The 14998-nt window shown below is 66.3% G+C and carries 14 protein-coding genes; 5 read left to right on the top strand and 9 right to left on the bottom strand.

The features are described from left to right. Nucleotides 1-40 precede the first annotated feature (40 nt). From AB3X99_RS14420 to AB3X99_RS14410, 3 genes are all read right to left on the bottom strand, one after another. Entirely contained in the window at nt 41-946 is a 906-nt protein-coding gene (locus AB3X99_RS14420; RefSeq protein WP_069269069.1) for a carbohydrate ABC transporter permease, read from the bottom strand. Between the two features lie 67 nt (nt 947-1013). After that, nucleotides 1014-2279 (bottom strand): ABC transporter substrate-binding protein, encoded by a 1266-nt coding sequence (locus tag AB3X99_RS14415; protein ID WP_069269068.1) that lies wholly within the window; start codon nt 2277-2279, stop codon nt 1014-1016. Nucleotides 2280-2391: 112 nt separating this feature from the next. Continuing rightward, nucleotides 2392-3528, bottom strand: a complete 1137-nt coding sequence (locus AB3X99_RS14410; protein WP_368617288.1) for an ABC transporter ATP-binding protein — start codon at nt 3526-3528, stop codon at nt 2392-2394. Between the two features lie 206 nt (nt 3529-3734). Here AB3X99_RS14410 and AB3X99_RS14405 point away from each other — a divergent pair, with 206 nt between their 5' ends. Both AB3X99_RS14405 and solA read left to right on the top strand, forming a co-directional pair. Further along, nucleotides 3735-4760 (top strand): LacI family DNA-binding transcriptional regulator, encoded by a 1026-nt coding sequence (locus AB3X99_RS14405; RefSeq protein WP_368617287.1) that lies wholly within the window; start codon nt 3735-3737, stop codon nt 4758-4760. A 133-nt stretch (nt 4761-4893) separates the two neighbouring features. Further along, the gene (gene solA, locus AB3X99_RS14400; protein WP_368617286.1) at nt 4894-6051 is read left to right on the top strand and encodes an N-methyl-L-tryptophan oxidase; all 1158 of its coding nucleotides are present in this window, start codon (nt 4894-4896) and stop codon (nt 6049-6051) included. Between the two features lie 15 nt (nt 6052-6066). Here solA and AB3X99_RS14395 read toward each other — a convergent pair whose 3' ends face one another. The 6 genes from AB3X99_RS14395 to AB3X99_RS14370 all read right to left on the bottom strand — a co-directional run bounded on the left by AB3X99_RS14395 (nt 6067) and on the right by AB3X99_RS14370 (nt 10643). Continuing rightward, nucleotides 6067-7137: a hypothetical protein gene (locus AB3X99_RS14395; RefSeq protein ID WP_368617285.1), complete on the bottom strand. Its 1071-nt coding sequence runs from the start codon at nt 7135-7137 to the stop codon at nt 6067-6069. A 112-nt stretch (nt 7138-7249) separates the two neighbouring features. Then, the gene (locus tag AB3X99_RS14390; RefSeq protein WP_368617284.1) at nt 7250-8554 is read right to left on the bottom strand and encodes an RNA polymerase sigma factor; all 1305 of its coding nucleotides are present in this window, start codon (nt 8552-8554) and stop codon (nt 7250-7252) included. After that, the gene (locus AB3X99_RS14385; protein WP_069269062.1) at nt 8551-8973 is read right to left on the bottom strand and encodes a VOC family protein; all 423 of its coding nucleotides are present in this window, start codon (nt 8971-8973) and stop codon (nt 8551-8553) included. Before AB3X99_RS14385 ends, AB3X99_RS14390 begins: the two co-directional genes overlap by 4 nt. 31 nt (nt 8974-9004) lie before the next feature. Continuing rightward, on the bottom strand, nt 9005-9427 hold the full coding sequence (locus tag AB3X99_RS14380; protein WP_069269061.1) for a YciI family protein: 423 nt from the start codon (nt 9425-9427) through the stop codon (nt 9005-9007). A 150-nt stretch (nt 9428-9577) separates the two neighbouring features. Then, nucleotides 9578-9931, bottom strand: coding sequence for a YciI family protein (locus tag AB3X99_RS14375; protein WP_069269060.1), 354 nt, complete (start codon nt 9929-9931; stop codon nt 9578-9580). 94 nt (nt 9932-10025) lie between these two features. Continuing rightward, nucleotides 10026-10643 carry a TetR/AcrR family transcriptional regulator gene (locus AB3X99_RS14370; RefSeq protein ID WP_342947463.1) on the bottom strand — a complete coding sequence of 206 codons (618 nt, stop codon included), beginning with the start codon at nt 10641-10643 and terminating at the stop codon, nt 10026-10028. Nucleotides 10644-10731: 88 nt separating this feature from the next. On the opposite strand from AB3X99_RS14370, the gene AB3X99_RS14365 reads away from it, so the two are divergent. The 3 genes from AB3X99_RS14365 (at nt 10732) to AB3X99_RS14355 (ending at nt 14978) form a co-directional block, all read left to right on the top strand. Further along, complete coding sequence (locus AB3X99_RS14365; protein ID WP_368617283.1) at nt 10732-11859, top strand: MBL fold metallo-hydrolase; 1128 nt, start codon at nt 10732-10734, stop codon at nt 11857-11859. A gap of 319 nt (nt 11860-12178) precedes the next feature. Continuing rightward, a complete protein-coding gene (locus tag AB3X99_RS14360; protein WP_069269057.1) occupies nt 12179-13438 on the top strand; it encodes an ROK family transcriptional regulator in 1260 nt (419 codons plus the stop codon). After that, a complete protein-coding gene (locus AB3X99_RS14355; protein ID WP_368617282.1) occupies nt 13425-14978 on the top strand; it encodes a sugar ABC transporter ATP-binding protein in 1554 nt (517 codons plus the stop codon). The genes AB3X99_RS14360 and AB3X99_RS14355 overlap by 14 nt, the downstream gene beginning before the upstream one ends. Nucleotides 14979-14998: the final 20 nt, after the last annotated feature.

The following is a 14998-nucleotide window of genomic DNA, read 5'->3' as shown; positions in this document are numbered from 1 at the left end:
CAGCGACTCCGTGAACAGCGACGAAAAATCGACAGGTAAGTCAGCGTTCTTCGCGCAGCATGCGGCGCAAATGGAACACGATATAAACGAGCATGATGGCGAACAGCACGACGGCAATCGCCGCCGAATAGCCTTCGCGGTAGTATTTGATCGCCTGGTCGTACATGAAGTACGCGAGCACCGTGGAGCTGTCGAACGGGCCGCCGCCGCTCATCACGGCGATCAGGTCGAAGCTGCGCAGCGCGCCGATCACCGTGAGCACGATGGCCATGAACGTGGCAGGGCGCAGCTGCGGGAGCACCACGTGCCAGAAGAGCCGCCAGCCCTTCGCCCCTTCCATGCGCGCGGCTTCCACGATCTCGGGGTTGATGCCCGTGAGGCCCGTGAGATACAGGATCATGCAGAACGGTGTTTGCGGCCAGAGTGCGGCGAAGATAATGCCGAACGTCACGAGCTTCGGGTCGCCCAATACGGGTATGCCATGGCCGACGATCATCTTGAGCAGACCGAAGGTCGGATCGTAGAACCACGAGAACACGAGACCGACCACCACGCCCGAGAGCACGAACGGCGCGAAGAACAGCGACTTCACCGCGCGTATGCCGCGCACGTGCTGGTTCAGATAGAGCGCGAACACGAGACCGAGCGGCGGCGCGAGCAGGAAGAACACAAGCCACAGCAGATTGTTCTTGAGCGCGGTATAGAACGTGTCGGTCTGGAACAGTTCGACGTAGTTCGCGAGCCCGACAAACGTTTTCGCGGTCATCCCGTCCCAGTTATAGAAGCTGAGCGTGATGCTGCTGAAGATCGGGTAGACCACGCACAGCGCAAAGAGCGCGCAGCCCGGCAGCAGGAAAAACAGCGCGGCGCGATTCTGTTGCCGCCGCACAGTAGAGACGCGACGCGGCCGCGCCGCCCCAATGGGGCGCGCCAAGGTATCGGACATGGTGAAGTCTCGCCGGTGATCGAAGAAGGTACGGCCGGCGGCGCAATGCGCCGGCCGCACCGCGGCTTTACTTGTGGTAGATGCGCTGGCGCGTCGTTTCGAGGCGCGCGAGCAGCGTATCGAGCTGCGACGGGTCGCTGTAGAACTGCTGCATGGCCTTCATGCCTTCGTCGGCCATTTCCTTCTGCATGTCGCGGTCGTAGAACTGCGCAATGCCGCCGCGCGTGCTCGCGAGCGTCTGGAAGCCCACCTTGGAGATGGGATCGTCAGGCTCGGCTGCCTTGTTGTTCGAAGGCAGCTGGCCCCAGCCGTGCGCGAGTTCGGCGTTGATCGCGGGCGTTTCCATGAAGGCGAGCAGACGGCGCGCATCGGCCTTGTTCTTGGCCTTTGCAGGAATGAGCAGTACGTTCACGGGACCGTCTTCGGCCGTCGGCACGTTGGCGTCGATGACCGGGAAGCGGAAGAAGCCCACGTTCTGTTTCATGTTCTCCGGGAAGCTCGCCGAGAAGAACGTGCCCATCAGCATCATCGCCGCCTTGCCGTTGACGAGCACCGGCGCGATCGAATCCACGTCGTAGGAAAGCGCGTTTTCCATGAAGCAATGGTTGTCCATCAGGGTCTTCCACGTCGTGTAGACCTTCTTCACGCGCGGGTCGGTATAGGGAATCTGACCGGCCATCAGCTTCTGGTGGAACTCGTTGCCGTTGATGCGCAGGTCCAGATAGTCGAACCACGCGGCGAGCGTCCAGCTGTCGCGCGCGGCCACGGCAATGGGCTGCACGCCGATGGCGTTGAGCTTCTTGCAGCTTTCCAGCAATTCGTCGAAGGTCTTCGGCTCGGATTTGATCCCGGCCTTGGCGAACAGGTCCTTGCGGTAGAAGAAGCCATAGGCGTCATATCCCAGCGGCGCGGCATACTGCTTGCCGTTCCATGTGGACGCACTCTTCACCGATGCGTACTGGTCGTTCCAGCCGTTTTTGGCCCAGTCCGGGGAGAGGTCTTCCAGCAGGCCGCGCTCGGCGTAATAGGCCATGCGCTCGCCGTCGTGCCACGACACCACATCGGGCGGATCGGTCGCGAGCCAGCCGCCCATCTGCACCTTGTAGGCTTCCTCGGTTATATAGGACACCTTGAGGTCGACGTCGGGATTGGCTTTCTTGAACTGGTCGAAGGCATCTTGCCATGTCGAGCGCTGGTTGGCGCGCGCCGAGACGTTGACGGTCAGCGTCCCGGCGTCGGCGGCCATGCTCGTGAACGCCGTCGCCGCCACGATCGCAACGGCGGCCGAGCCGCGGGCCAGCGAACCGAACGCTTTCAAGCGATTGGAAAACATCTGTTGTCTCCTGTGTCGATCCATCCAACATGCTGTTGGACTGCCTTTGTCGACTGACGGCACCCGCGCCGCCAGACCTGGTGACCCGCTCTACCGGCGGGGTATAACGAAATCAGGCCAGCGCCGGCGCATGCGCTGCCGCGAGCCGGCGCAACGCTGTGCCTTCGGCGTCGAACAGATGGCACGCCTGCGGCGGCACATGCACGCGGATGCGTTCGCCCACACCGATGAGCGAATCGCCCGGCGCTTTGGCGACCAGTGTGCCGGCCGCATGATCCGCATGCAGATAGCTATGTTCGCCCAGGCGCTCGGCGAGCACCGTTGAGCACGCAATCGATTGATCGTCGCCAGTCAGCCGCAGATGTTCGGGCCGCACGCCCAGCGTGACCGGCTGACCGCGCTTCAATGCGCGTCCGTCCACGCAGGCGAGCAGCGTCTGCCCGCCTTCGAGCGTGACGCGCACGCCCTCTTCATCCACCGAGTCGACACTCGCGTCGATGAAGTTCATGCGCGGCGAGCCGATGAACCCGGCCACGAAGCGCGACTTCGGGTGGTGATAGAGATCGAGCGGCGCGCCGCTTTGCGCCACGCTGCCGTGGCGCTCCATGTCGGCGCCCGCGTGCAGCAGCACGATGCGGTCGGCGAGCGTCATCGCCTCGACCTGGTCGTGCGTGACATACACGACGCTCGCATCCGTGAAGCGCTGGTGCAGGCGCGCGATCTCGATGCGCGTATGGCTGCGCAACGCGGCGTCGAGATTGGAGAGCGGCTCGTCGAACAGGAACACGCCCGGCTCGCGCACGATGGCGCGGCCGATGGCGACGCGCTGGCGCTGTCCGCCCGATAGCGCCTTGGGATGCCGGTCGAGCAGCGCCTCTAGTTGCAGGCTGCGCGCGGCGTCGCGCACGCGCCGCTCGATCTCGGCTTTCGGCACCTTGGCGATCTTCAGGCCGAACGCGATGTTGTCGAACACCGTCATGTGCGGAAAGAGCGCGTAGCTCTGGAACACCATCGCCACGCCGCGTTCGGCGGCGGGCACGTCCGTCACCACGCGCGAACCGATGCGCAGTTCGCCTTCGCTCAATTCCTCGAGGCCCGCGATCATGCGCAGCAGCGTGGACTTGCCGCATCCGGAAGGCCCGAGGAACACGCAAAACTCGTGATGCCCGATGTCGAGATCGACATGCCGCACCACCGGCGGATGATCGCCGTAGCGCTTGCCGACGCCCGAGAGCTGTATCGTCGCCATGTTCTCGCCTCGAAATTTAAGCGCTTAAATTTTTATGCAGAAAACTTCCCACAGCCCTTGCGCAGCGGGCATTTAACCGCTTAAATTCGAATCCGGCATAAGCGCGCATTCGTTGTCTCCGTTGATGTTGTGGGAGAAAAGTAGCAAACCCGGCCGCAGCATTGCAACATCTGAATCATCTTCCCTGAATGTGGGAAAGGTCCGACATGGTCACCTTGTCAGAAGTCGCGCGGCGCGCACGCGTCACGGCGGCTACCGTTTCGAATGTGCTGCGCAATCGCGAGAAGGTTCGTCCCGAGACGGCCGAGCGCGTGCTGCAGGCCATCGCCGAACTGGGCTACCGGCCCAACCTCAATGCGCGCGCGCTCGCGCAGGGGCGCTCGTCCACGCTCGCGCTCATGCTCTCGAACATCTCCAACCCGTTCTACCCCGAGTTCGTGCTCGCGGCGGAACGCGCCGCGCGCAAGGCGGGCCACTTCCTGATGGTCTGCAACACCGACGACGACGCGCAAATCGGCCGCGCCTACCTGAACCAGATCGCGGGCACCTTCGCGGACGGCGTGCTCGTGATGAACACCGACATCGCCATGAACGAACTGTGCATCTCGGCCATGCACAACGGCCCCATTCTGCTGGCGATGTGGGAGCACCCCGAGAATCCGCCCGTGCTGCCGTGCGTGGCCGTGGACTTCGCGCGCGCGGGCGCGCTCGCGGCTCACCATCTACTTGAGTTGGGACACCGAAATATTGCCATGCTGATCGGCGACGGCTGCGGCGGCCTGCAGGATGCCCGTTCGGAAGGATTCCGAACGGCCTTGCGCGAAGGCGACGTGAATCCGGCGAACGTGGCGCAGATGCAGGTGCGCGACTCGATCGACTCCGGCTACGCGGCCTGCCAGCAATTGCTCGCGCAGCACCCGCGCGTGAGCGCGATCTTCGCGACCAACGACCTGCTCGCGATCGGTGCGATTCAGGCGCTGGTCAGCATGGGCCGCGCCGTGCCCGACGATGTGTCCGTGATCGGCATCACCGACATTCAGCTCGCCCATCAAATGCGCCCCGCGCTCACCACCGTCGCGATCCAGACCGAGGCCGTGGCCGAGCTGTCGATCCGCAGCCTGATCCGGCTGATCGACGAACCGGACCAGCAGCCGCCCATGGTGCTCGGGCCGCCGCCCGAGCTCGTCACGCGCATGTCCACGGGGCCGCGCAAACGGCGCGCCCGGGCCTGACCCTGCGTGTCAGACCTCGCTCGACAGGTGCGGGCGAAGCGCCGACAATGAATGCCCTTTACGGCGCGCCCGTCCGGTTCAGCGGAGCCACGCGCACACACGTTCGCGCGCCGCGGCGCGCACGGGGCACTACATGCAGGATACAAACGCAAGTCATCGACATTTCGACACGCTGATCGTCGGTGCAGGTTCGATCGGCATGGCGGCCGGCTATTATCTGAGCCGCCTCGGCAACAAGGTGCTGCTGCTCGACGCCGGCGATCCACCGCACGATCAGGGTGCGCATCACGGAGCGACGCGCCTCATTCGCCACGCCTATGGCGAAGGCGCCGCCTACGTGCCGCTCGCCTTGCGCGCCCAGCAGCTTTGGGAAGACCTCGAGCAGCAAACGCAGACTGCCCTTTTCGTGCGCACGGGCGTCGTCAATATCGGCTCGCCCGACGAAGCGTTCATGCGCGAGGTGCAGGCGAGCGCCGCCAGCCACGGCATCCCGCTGGAAACGCTCGATGCCGCCACGGCCGGCAAACGCTGGCCCGCGTGGCGACTGCGCCCAGAGCAGATCGCGAACTTCGAACCCGGCGCGGGCGTGCTCTATTGCGAGCGCGCGATCAGCACTTACCGGCAGCTCGCGACCGCGCTCGGCGCAACACTGGGCACGAATACGCGCGTCACGCGCATCGAGTGTCATGGGCGCGAGAGTGTCAACGTCTGGACCGACAGGAACGAAAAGTTCACCGCGCGCGACCTGATCGTGTGCGCCGGCAAATCGACTCGCGATCTGCTCGCGCCGCTGGGCCTCGAGATTCCGGTCACGCGCGTGCGCAAGAGTTTCGCGTGGTTCGAAGGCGAGCCAGGCCTCTTTGCGCCGGAGCGCTTCCCAGGCTTTTTCGTCGCCTCGGAAGTGGGCGGCTATTACGGGTTTCCCGATCTCGACGGCAGCGGCCTGAAGCTGGGCCGCCACGACACCGGCGAGCCCATCGCGGCGGACGCGCCGCTCGCGCCATTCGGCGCCGAGCCGAGCGATCTCGGCGATCTGCAAGCCTTCCTGGAACGCTACTTACCGGGCGCGGGCAAGCTGCGCGTGGGCCGGGCCTGCGAATACGACATGACGCCGGACGAACATTTCATCATCGACCGCGTGCCCACCTGCCCGAACGTGCACATCGCGACCGGCTTTTCCGGACATGGTTTCAAGTTCGCCAGCGCGATCGGCGAGGCGCTAGCGGAGCGGATCACGCAAGGCGAAAGCCGCATCGACCTTGCGATGTTCGCGCGCAAGCGCTTCGCGTAGCGAGCCAGCTCAAGCCTAGTTCGCGGGAATCGTCACGACCGGCGCCTTGCTGCTCGTCTCGGCTTCCGCGAGCGCCATGAGGTTCTGCAGGACCGTGAACGCATATTTCGAGTCGAAGTCGGCGCGCTCGACCCAATAAGCCGTGCCGTCGTAGTCGATCGCGACATAAGCGTCCGCGGGCGCCTTCGGCCCCTGGTGCACGATGATGATCGGCCGCGTTTCGCCCCCAATCAGCCCGACGGTCGGTTTCGTCGCGCCGCTCTGCACCTGGGCGTCCGGCACCTGCACCTGCGCGCCGATATTCGTGAGGATGCCGAGTACCGAGCGCGTCACCATGGGAATGCGATTGCCGCCCTGCGCGGAGGGTCCATAGACGATCTCGTACGTGCGCGTGTCCGCCGCAAGATGGAGCAGTTCACGCACGCGCGCCAGGTCCGCCGAAACTTGCGGCGACTGCGCGCTGTTCGTCGCGCCAAGTGCGAGGAACACCGTGTTCTTGCCGTTCTCGCTGCGCGACTCCACGTTCAGCTCGCCCGCCAGTTGCAGGCGCCGCAGCGCCTGGAGCAACTGGAAGAAACCCGCCGAGCCCGCGCTGCCCTCCCCGCCTAGCGCGCTGCCGTTCTGCAGCCCGCCGATCGATTGGGCGCCGATACGCAGCAGCAGATCGACCGGCATGCCGCCTTCGGCGAGCGGCATCATGAGTTCCGGCGCGAGCGGCCGGATGTACGCCGAAGCGAACGCTTCGCCCGTAGTTGGCGTGAACGTGAAAGTCGGGCGATTCGACCAGGAGATATTACCGGTCGCAAGCGCATAGTCCGGCTGCGCGCCTGAGCCGATATTGCCCGTGACGCCCGCCGTCGAATCGAATTGATACGCGGCGATGATCGAACTCACCGTGAGAAAGGCGGGCGCGTCGCCGTAACGCAAACCGATCACGGCCGCGAGTATTCCGCGTTTATTTGCATCGCCGAGTGCTCTTGCGTAATCGACCTGGTCGGCGCGCAGACGCGTCGGGCCGAGATGCACACACGCCGTGCCCAGCAAGGCCGAACACGAAACCGCCAGAATCGTCGCTTTTGAAATCATCGGAAGCCTGCGCGCCGGCCGCGCAAAGAGAGTGGGTCCGCGCGCACAGGTAGCAAGCGTTGTGCCCCGATATTTCAGAAGCGCAAGCGTGACCCTTCCGGAAATGACATCCTCAGGTCCTTGGCGCGCTCGATTGCGCCCGCGCCAGCAGCACTTCGCGGTCGCGCGCGTTCTGCGTGAGCGCGGCCGCGCGCTCGAATTCCGCTCGCGCTTCGGCATGGCGCGCCAGCTTTTCGAGCAGATCGCCGCGTGCGGCCGGCAGCCACGGATAGTGACGCAGCGAGGGTTCCGCACACAGCGCATCGACGAGATCGAGCGCCGCTTGCGGCCCTCGCGCCATACCCACCGCCACGGCGCGATTCAGACGCACGACGGGCGAGGCGTCGAGTTCGAGCAGCGCGTCGTAGATCGAGACGATCTGCGCCCAGTCGGTCTGCGCCGCGCTCGGCGCGCGCGCATGGCAAGCCGCGAGCGCCGCCTGCAGCGCGTATGGCCCAGGCGCACCCGCGCAGGCCGCACCGCGCGCGATCGCGGCAAGCCCGCGCCGGATCAATAGCGCGTCCCAGCGGCTGCGGTCCTGGTCGGCGAGCAGCACGGCGCGCCCTGCCCGGTCCACGCGCGCGGGCAAGCGTGAAGCCTGCAGTTCCATCAAGGCAACGAGGCCGTGAGCCTCGCCCTCGAGCGGAACGAGTTCCGCCAGCATGCGGCCTAGCCGCAGGGCTTCTTCGCACAGCGCAGGGCGCGTCCAGTCCGGGCCCGCCGTGGCCGTATAGCCTTCGTTGAAGATCAGATAAATCACTTCGAATACCGAAGCAAGCCGCGGCTCGAGGTCGGCGAGGCGCGGCACTTCGAACGGAACTTTCGCCGCCGCGAGCGTGCGCTTGGCCCGCACGATGCGCTGCGCGACGGTTGCCTCCGGCACGAGGAACGCGCGCGCGATCTCAGCCGTAGTGAGGCCGCCGAGCAGACGCAGCGTGAGCGCGGCGCGTCCCTCCTTCGGCAACACCGGATGACACGCCACGAACACGAGCCGCAGCAAGTCGTCGCCGATCTCGTCCTCGCGCGCGGCGTCGAGCGCCTCCACGAAGTCGGGCGCGAAGTGCGCTTCGAGCGCTTCGAGGTCCGCGCCCATCGCCTCGTGCGCGCGCGCATGTGAGGCCGCGCGACGCAGCCGATCGAGGGCGCGATGTTTCGCGGCGGTCATGAGCCACGCTCCGGGGTTCTCGGGAATGCCGCTCACAGGCCAGCTTTCCAGCGCGGCGACGAACGCGTCCTGCGCGATTTCCTCGGCCACGCCCACGTCGCGCACGATGCGCGCGGCGTGGGCGATCACCTTCGCCGACTCGATGCGCCACACGGCCTCGACCGTGCGGCGCGTCGCCGTGAGTGGGTCGTGAGGGTCGCGCGCCTGCGTCACGAGCCGTGCGCGCCCTTTTCGATCGCGGCGGGCGACATGTACATCAGTTCCCAGATGTGGCCATCGGGGTCTTCGAAGCTGCGGCCGTACATGTCGGTGCCGCACTCCATCGGCGGGCGCTTCGAGGTGCCGCCCGCCGCGAGCGCCTTGTCGACGAGTCCGTCCACTTCCTCGCGCGACACGCACGAGAGGCAGGTCAGCACCTCGGTGCTTTCGCGGGCGTCCACGAGCGCCTTGTCGGTGAAGCCGCGCATGAAATCGAGGGTGAGCAGCATGGCGTACATGTTCTCGCCCAGCACCATGCAGGCGGCCTGGTCGTTGGTGAATTTCGGATCGAACTTGAAGCCGAGCTGGCCGAAGAAGTCCATCGAGCGCTTGAGGTCGCGCACGCCCAGATTGACGAAGATGTGCTTATGCATGTTTGGAGCCTCACGGTGATCGAGCAAATGCTCAGGATGCCTTACGTTGTTCCTGCAGCTGGCGAAAACTCTCGACGCCCTCGCACTGCGGAAGTTCGTCGAGTTCATAGAGCTGCCGCACTTCGACCTCGCCCTCGGTGTGCTTGCCGAATGGCGACGGGAACCGGCGCGCCCATTCGAGCGCTTCGTCGCGCGAGCGGACCTGGATGAGCGTATAGCCGGCGATCAACTCCTTCGTTTCGGCGAACGGGCCGTCGAGGATCGTGGGCTTGCCGTTCGTGTAGTGCACGCGGAAGCCGCGCGAGCTGGGCTGCAGGCCCGAGGCGTCGAGCAGCACGCCGGCCTTCGCCAGTTCCTCGTGATAGCGGGCCATTTCGGCGAATACTTCGACGTCGTCGGGCGGCTCGCCCGCTTCGGTCAGCGCGTTGGCGCGCACCATGATCATGAATCGCATTGTCTACTCCTGAATGTGGCGTTCGGGTCGTTCGAGGCAAGCGGCACCCTTGGGTGCGCTCATGAACACGACGCGCGGGGCGCACGGAAATCGACAACGGACAGCGAAATCTTTTGCGTGCCTGGGGAAACTACCTGGAGAGGCACCCCTTCAGCGGAAACACGGACCAGTTTCGCGCACTTCGACGCTCGCCCATTGCGCCGCGGGACAGCGCTGCGCGATGGCCAGTGCCTCGTCGCGCGTTGCGCAATCGACAAGGAAAAAGCCGCCGATCATCTCCTTCGCCTCGGCGAACGGGCCATCGATGATGCTCGCGCGGCCTTCGCGCACCTGCACGCGTGCGCCGCCGGTGTCGGAGGTGAGCGCGTGCGCGTCGATCAGCTTGCCCTCGGCGGCGAGTTCGTCGGCGAACGCGACCATGCGCGCGTAGAGCGCCTCGCCTTCGGATGGCGCGCGCGTCTCGCGCTGGCCGCGCGGCTCGGCGATGAGCAGCATGAATGGCATGAAGGTGTCCTCTCAGTCAGCCTGCGATCCTGAAAGGCAAGAGTCTATTCCAGAAGAACCGTTGCGCGTCGCGACCGGGCGCGCTTTGAGGCGCTCACGCGTAGCGCGCGAGGAAAAGATCGGCGGACGACTCGGCGACCTGGCGCTGCTGCGCGTCGTCGAGCGGAGGCTGGCCCATTGCAACCTGCGGCCAGAACGCGAATGCCTTCACGATGCCGTGCAGTTGCTGCGAGGCGAATGCCGGATCGGTCGTTTTCAGGCGGCCATCGGCGGCGGCCGCGCGCACCCAGACCGTGAGGTCCTCTTCGCGCTCGCCGATGCGAGCCACCATGTCGCGTGCGCGCTCGGGCGAATGGATGCCCGCCGCGATCGCCACGCGCGCGAGCTTGAAGAACGCTTCGTCGCTCAGGAGCCGCAGCTTGCGCATCAGCAGCTCGACGAGCTGCGTGCGCAGCGGCTCGCCGGCGCGGTAGGCCGGCGCATCGGCGGTCGCGCTCGCGTCCCAGAGCTGGCACAGGATCGACGCGAACAGCGCCTCCTTGCTCGGGAAATGGTTGTAGACCGTGCGCTTCGAGACGTTCGCGCGCGCCGCAATACGGTCCATGCTCGTGGCGTCGAAGCCGGAGGCCAGAAATTCGTCGATGGCCGCCGCGACGATGGCGGCGCGCTTGCGGTCGGTCAGGCGTTGAGGGGTGGCGGGGATGCAATCCATTCCCAAATCTTACACCAGACAGTTTACTTTTCGCCAGAATAAACTACACTGTGCAGTCTACTTCCTGTTTCCAAAGGCAGCCGCCGACATGACCTCGCCTTTCGCATCGCTGAGCCGTACCTTGGGCCTGAGCGCCGCACAACGCGGCCGCGAGCTCTCGTCCACCTCGCCGCAACACGATGGCGAGCGCTTTCGCAACGTGCGTCCGCGCCCGGCCGAGGGCCTCGGCAAGACGCTGAAGATCATGTGGAACATGATCTTCCACAAGCCGGGCGGCACCATGCCCGCCGGCGCGCTGCCCGTTCAGGCGCTCACGCGCGAGGAGCTCGAGGCCGCGCCCGACCGCAGCGTCTACCGGCTCGGCCATTCCACGCTGCTCTTCAAGCTGCGCGGCCACTTCTGGCTCACCGACCCGGTATTCGCCGAGCGCGCCTCGCCGTTCCAGAACCTCGGGCCCAAGCGCTTTCATGCGCCGCCCATCGCGCTTGCCGACCTGCCGCCACTACGCGGCGTGATCCTCTCGCACGACCACTACGACCACCTCGACCGCGAAACCGTGCTCGCGCTCGCCGCCACGACGGGCGTATTTCTCACGCCGCTCGGCGTGGGCGACCGCTTGATCGAATGGGGCATCGACGGTGCGAAGGTGCGTCAGTTCGACTGGTGGCAAGGCGCGAATGTCGAGGGCGTCGAGTTCACCGCCACGCCTGCGCAGCACTTCTCGGGACGCAGCCTGTTCGATGGCAACAGCACGCTGTGGGCTTCGTGGGTGATCGCCGACGCCGACCTGCGCGTGTTCTTCAGCGGCGACACCGGCTACTTCGACGGCTTTCGCACGATCGGCGAGCGGCTTGGCCCCTTCGACGCGACCTTCATCGAAACCGGCGCGTACGACCCGCAATGGCCCTACGTCCACATGCAGCCGGAGGAAACGGTGCAGGCGCACGTGGATTTGCGCGGCGAGTGGCTCGTGCCGATTCACAACGGCACGTTCGATCTCGCGATGCATCGCTGGCAGGACCCGTTCGAGCGCGTGACCGGCCTCGCGTTGGCGCGCGGCGTGACGCTCTCCACGCCGCGCATGGGCGAGCGGCTCGATCTGGCCGAGCCGCATCGTGGGGAGCGCTGGTGGCGTGAGGTGGCGGAAAGCGCGGAGCCGCCGCGCACGGCGCGCCGGTGGTTCGCTTGCCGCGATGCGCGCGAAGCGCAGTCCTGACACCCATGCTCACATCTCCCTCTACAGCCCGCGCGCCATACGAACGCGCGCGGGCACATCTGCTGCTCGTTCCCCGCTTCTTCCCCTTCGCGGCAAAAGTCTCCTAAGCTTTTGCATCGGGGCTCGCATCGTACGGAGCCTCTTCATCCCGCCCCTTCACCCCTTCACGGGATTTCCCCAGGCTGACAGCCCGCGATTTCTGGCATTAAATAAATCAACTTGATTTATTTAGTCGGCGACGCAGTTCCAGGCCGACCTGCTTTGCATAGGACCGGAGCGAGCGCCAAAGCGCCCACTCCGGATCGAGAGGAGGAGACACGTGAGAAGTCCGCATGTCGGTCAAGGCAGCAATTCCGCCAACGTCCGCCGCTTCAACGAACGCCTGCTGCTGCAGGCGCTGCGTCGCGCGGGCGAGGCGTCGAAGGCCGACCTCGCGCGTCTCGCGAATCTCACGAGCACCGCGGTGGGCACCATCATCACCTCGCTCACGGCCAATGGCCTGATCGAGGTGAGCGGCCGCCGCGACGGCCAACGCGGCCAGCCCGCCTCGCTGCTGCGCCTGTCGCCGCGCGGCGCGTTCGCCATCGGCGTGCGGCTCGACCGGACCAACATCGAAACCGTGCTCGTGGATTTCGCGGGCCACATGATCGAGCGCCGCTCGCGCGACATGCTGCTGCCGCAACCCTCGGTCGCGCAGGAGATCGTGCAACGCGACATCGCCGAGCTATTGGGCCACCTCACGACAGAGGAACGCAGTCGCCTCGCCGGCATCGGCGTGGCGCAGCCGTACAACCTCGGCAGCTGGCTGCGCGAACTGGGCCTGCCGGCGGACACCTTCCGCGTGTGGAACGATGTCGATTTCGCGGGCGAACTCGCGCGCGCCACGGCGCTGCCCGTGTTCAGCGAAAACGACGGCAACGCGGCCGCCATCGCCGAGATCTTCTACGGCTGCGGGCGCCAGCGCGACGACTTCCTCTACCTGTTTCTCGGCCCGGCGATCGGCGGCGGCATCGCCATCGACGGCGACTGCGTGCGTGGCCTCACCGGCAACGCGGGCGATTTCGCGGTGATGCCCGTGCCGCCGAGCCGCCTGCCCTCGGCGCACAAGCCGCCCGGTCAGTGGGACATCCTGCTGTCGCGCGCGTCGCTCATCGCGCTGCGCCGCCATCTGCAGTATTGCGGCGAGACGATCGACAGCCGCGCCGATCTGGAAGCGTGCATCGCGCGCGGCCACCCCGGCGTGCAGGAGTGGCTCGACGACTGCATCGATGCGCTCGCCCCCGCGCTGCGCTCGGCATTCTGCGTGCTCGACGTGCCCGCCGTGGTGCTCGACGCCGACGTGGACGCGGGCCTCATCGACACGCTCATGCAGCGCCTGCGCCTCGCGGTCGCCGCCACCGCGCCGGAGGCGCGCGGCACGCCCGCCCTGGTGCGCGGCACCTTCGGTCCCGATGCGGGGGCGCTCGGCGCGGCCACGCTCCCCATGTTCTTCAACTTTTCGCCGCGCGCGGGCATCCTCATGGGCGCCGGCGCACAAACTTACGCTCAAGCGCAGGAGGAGAGCCATGTCGCCCTCTGAGTCCACGCCGCCGCTGCTGGAAATGCGGGGCATCACCAAGACCTTCCCCGGCGTGCGCGCACTCGACAACGTGCGCCTCACCGTCTACCCCAGCGAGGTCCATTCGCTGATGGGCGAGAACGGCGCGGGCAAGTCCACGCTGATGAAGATCCTCTCGGGCGCCTACCAGGCCGACCCCGGCGGCGAGATCCTCATCGAAGGCAAGCCGGTCGTGATCGACGGGCCGCATGCGTCGCGCGCGCTGGGCGTGGCCGTGATCTATCAGGAGCTGAGCCTCGCGCCCAATCTCTCGGTTGCCGAGAACATTCATGCGGGCCGCGAACTGCGCAAGGGCGGCCGCCGCTTCGGCACGGTCGACCGGCGCGCCATGGAGCGCGGCTGCGAAGACGTGCTCAAGCGCCTCGGCGCGAGCTTCGGACCCACCACGCTGGTCGGCTCGCTTTCCATCGCCGAACGGCAGCTGGTGGAAATCGCACGCGCAGTCCACAGCGACGCGCGCATCATCGTGATGGACGAGCCCACCACGCCGCTTTCCTCGCGCGAAACGGAACGCCTTTTCAAGCTCATCAACCAACTGCGCGACGAAGGACTGGCGATCATCTACATCAGCCACCGCATGGCCGAGGTGTACGAGCTGTCGGACCGCGTTTCCGTGCTGCGCGACGGCAGCTACGTGGGCACGCTCATGCGCGACGCGCTCAACGCGGAAAGCCTCGTGAGCATGATGGTGGGCCGCGATATTTCGGGCTTCTACAAAAAGGCGCACGCACCGTACGATCCGGGCAAGGTCGTGCTCACCGTGCGCGACGTGGCCGACGACAAGCGCGTGCGCGGCTGCAGTCTCGACCTGCACGCGGGCGAAGTGCTCGGCATTGCTGGCCTCGTGGGCGCGGGCCGCACCGAGCTTGCGCGCCTCATCTTCGGCGCGGAACCGCGCTTGCGCGGCCAGATCGCCATCGACGGCCAGACGCTCAACGTGCACACGCCGCGCGACGCGATCAACGCGGGCCTCGTCTACCTGACCGAAGACCGCAAGCATCAGGGCCTCTTTCTCGACATGAGCGTGCGCGACAACATCAACGTCGCCGTGGCCGGGCGCGACGCGCGCATGGGCGTGCTCGACCTCGCGCGCGGCGGCGAGCGCGCGAAGGAAGCCATCCGCTCGCTCTCCATTCGCGTGCCGAACGCGCGCGTGAACGTGGGCGCGCTCTCGGGCGGCAACCAGCAGAAGGTGCTGCTTTCGCGCCTGCTGGAAACGAAGCCGCGCGTGCTGATTCTCGACGAGCCCACGCGCGGCGTCGATATCGGCGCAAAATCCGAGATCTACCGCATCATCAACGACCTCGCCAAGACCGGCGTGGGCATCATCGTGATTTCGAGCGAGCTGCCCGAGATCATCGGCGTGGCCGACCGCGTGCTCGTCATGCGCGAAGGCGTGTTCGCCGGCGAGCTTGGCGGCTACTCCGGCAAACCCATCAGCCAGGAAGCGATCATCGAACTCGCCACCGGCTCGCAGCACCCGCTCGACGAAGCCGCTTGACCTTCACCGCATACGCAAGA

The sequence above is a fragment of the Paraburkholderia sp. BR10882 genome (genome assembly GCF_040948855.1).
GTDB lineage: Bacteria > Pseudomonadota > Gammaproteobacteria > Burkholderiales > Burkholderiaceae > Paraburkholderia > Paraburkholderia nodosa_A.
The sequence above is the reverse complement of the archived record's forward strand: the minus strand, read 5'-3'. Positions and strand labels throughout refer to the sequence as shown.

Excerpts from the sequence above, each read along its gene's own strand:
- AB3X99_RS14415 (WP_069269068.1), bottom strand. The coding sequence starts at position 2,279 with ATGTTTTCCAATCGCTTGAAAGCGTTCGGTTCGCTGGCCCGCGGCTCG.
- solA (WP_368617286.1), top strand. The coding sequence starts at position 4,894 with ATGCAGGATACAAACGCAAGTCATCGACATTTCGACACGCTGATCGTC.
- AB3X99_RS14420 (WP_069269069.1), bottom strand. The coding sequence starts at position 946 with ATGTCCGATACCTTGGCGCGCCCCATTGGGGCGGCGCGGCCGCGTCGC.
- AB3X99_RS14370 (WP_342947463.1), bottom strand. The coding sequence starts at position 10,643 with ATGGATTGCATCCCCGCCACCCCTCAACGCCTGACCGACCGCAAGCGC.
- AB3X99_RS14355 (WP_368617282.1), top strand. The coding sequence starts at position 13,425 with ATGTCGCCCTCTGAGTCCACGCCGCCGCTGCTGGAAATGCGGGGCATC.
- AB3X99_RS14385 (WP_069269062.1), bottom strand. The coding sequence starts at position 8,973 with ATGCATAAGCACATCTTCGTCAATCTGGGCGTGCGCGACCTCAAGCGC.
- AB3X99_RS14375 (WP_069269060.1), bottom strand. The coding sequence starts at position 9,931 with ATGCCATTCATGCTGCTCATCGCCGAGCCGCGCGGCCAGCGCGAGACG.
- AB3X99_RS14395 (WP_368617285.1), bottom strand. The coding sequence starts at position 7,137 with ATGATTTCAAAAGCGACGATTCTGGCGGTTTCGTGTTCGGCCTTGCTG.
- AB3X99_RS14405 (WP_368617287.1), top strand. The coding sequence starts at position 3,735 with ATGGTCACCTTGTCAGAAGTCGCGCGGCGCGCACGCGTCACGGCGGCT.
- AB3X99_RS14380 (WP_069269061.1), bottom strand. The coding sequence starts at position 9,427 with ATGCGATTCATGATCATGGTGCGCGCCAACGCGCTGACCGAAGCGGGC.
- AB3X99_RS14365 (WP_368617283.1), top strand. The coding sequence starts at position 10,732 with ATGACCTCGCCTTTCGCATCGCTGAGCCGTACCTTGGGCCTGAGCGCC.
- AB3X99_RS14410 (WP_368617288.1), bottom strand. The coding sequence starts at position 3,528 with ATGGCGACGATACAGCTCTCGGGCGTCGGCAAGCGCTACGGCGATCAT.